Source organism: Pontimicrobium sp. MEBiC01747 (assembly GCF_053601635.1).
Genome location: NZ_JBSHNS010000019.1, coordinates 1 through 2,156 on the forward strand (window position 1 = coordinate 1; position 2,156 = coordinate 2,156).

The following is a 2,156-nucleotide window of genomic DNA, read 5'->3' on the forward strand; positions in this document are numbered from 1 at the left end:
GGGATGCACCATACCAAGGCCCTGCTTTTGCTTGTGCTTTTGGTATAGATCATACCGATGCACCAAAAGCAATGAAAGTACTAGGTGATTTAACGGTAGATGAAGGCCCAATACCTGGTATTTTCGCCATGCGATTTGTAAAACAATCTAAAGCCACTTTAGCATTTACAAAATTTCCTATAACCTGTATGATAGAAATAGATGGTGTACTTTGGAAAAAAACGAGACGCATTATGAGTGTTACAGAATTTTCTAAGCGTATGATTGAAGTTTTAAAGCAACATAATATACCATTTACAATACATTGGGGAAAAACAAGCGATTGGACATTTCCAAATTTAATAAATGAAATGTACGATGATGCCTCTATTAAAGAATGGAAGAACTTTCGTAATGGCTTATTGTCTCCAGAAATGGCAAAGGTGTTTTCTAACGATTTTTTAGAAACCATTGGCTTACATACAAAAGATATAGATAATACAGATGATTGGATTGTGTCTCTATAATATGTACTCTTACGCTTAGAGATATAAAAACCTAATTGTTTAATTATGTCATTAGGTTTTTATATTTTTAAAAAGACTTAAATATGCTTTAATCAATGAACCAAAACAATACAGGAGTTACTATGGCAATTGGTAATTCGCCATTAGACTACGATATGGCTTTAGTTTCTGTTAATACACAAGGAACTTTAGGCTCATTAAATACTCAAGTATTAAATGCGTATAACTATTCTAAAATAAAAGAACTAAGTAGTGTTTCTTTAAGTAAGGGATATCATTTACTAGAACACAAAGGACTAAAACCAATACTATTTGTTGTTACTGTAGGCCAAAACAACACTAAAAACAGTTTAACTAACAACCTTATAAACGCTCTAGAGAATAGCACAAGTGTATTAGAAGGTAAACGTGTCTGGGTACCATTAATGGGTACTGGAGCTGGCGGTTTAAGTTTTAAAGAAAGTTATGAGATTACTGTAAACATATTACGTAAGTTTTCGTTTAACACCAATTTTGTTATCTCATTTCCTGAAAATAAGGAAGGAATTGCGTTTTATAATTCGTTAAGAGAACAAAATTATAATGACATATTTGGTAGTACAATTGATGATGGTTTAACTACAAAAGGAAGTTTTTTTGACAAAGAACCTACAAAGCCAGTAACGAAACAAACTACAAATAAGAAATTACGAACAGAACCGCCTAAACAAAAGAAACCAGAACGTTTAGAACCCGTTTTAAAAGAACTTTTACAGCGCAATTACTATTTAGCAGAATTTAACGATTTAAAAGAACAGAATATTAATAATTACCTGTTCTCTGGGCTTTGGGAAAATAAAAACGATGATAAAGCAATAGAAAGGATAGTAAATACTGTAAAAATAGGAGATGTTTTGCTGTTACTTTATGGTACAGAAGAAGAAAACGCCAAAGTATTACAGATTTATGGAGTAGGTGTTGTAAAAGAAAATGAAAAAAATGGTAAGACGTTAAAAATAGTTTGGCATAAGTTCGATGCTAGATATTTAATAGATAGCGCTATAGAATTTGAACATTTTACCAGAATCTTGCCTAAGGATATTAAAAATATTCTGAAGAAATATTTGAAAATTATACCCAACTTTCAAGAAAAACTAAAGCAAGTAGATACCGCTACATATCAAGCGCCAGAAAACAAATTAAAAGCAGAACAACCTAAAAAAACACCTAACATTACTACCATTGCTGGTTTAGTAAGCGATGTAGATTCTGGAGAGGATTATCTAGAAATAGACCAAGATGTTAACGCTTTTGCACGTGTAATTTCTGCTAAAAGTTTTATCCCACCATTGGCAATAGCATTATTAGGTAAATGGGGCTCTGGGAAAAGTTTCTTTATGCGAAAGTTAAAAGAACGTATACAAAGTTACTCTAACAACACAGAGCAAGAGGTGTACTGTACAGGTATAGCACATGTGCATTTTAATGCATGGTCTTATGTAGATTCTAATTTATGGGCAGGAATTATTACTAAAATATTTGAAGGCTTACAAGAATACATTAGTAACCAAAGTAAAGCAGAAGCACAGAAAAAAGAAATAGAAAAAATACTTTTAGAACAACTAAGTTCTAGTAAACAACATTTTCAAGAATTAGAACAAAGAAAAACAG

1 protein-coding gene and 1 pseudogene are annotated in these 2,156 nt (G+C 31.7%); both read left to right on the top strand.

What is annotated here, in order from left to right:
* Nucleotides 1–506: pseudogene (locus ACVC2P_RS00150) on the top strand (FAD-linked oxidase); the annotation flags it as partial.
* A 95-nt stretch (nt 507–601) separates the two neighbouring features.
* On the top strand, nt 602–2,156 hold a 1,555-nt coding region (locus ACVC2P_RS00155; protein ID WP_452596464.1), incomplete at its 3' end, for a P-loop NTPase fold protein.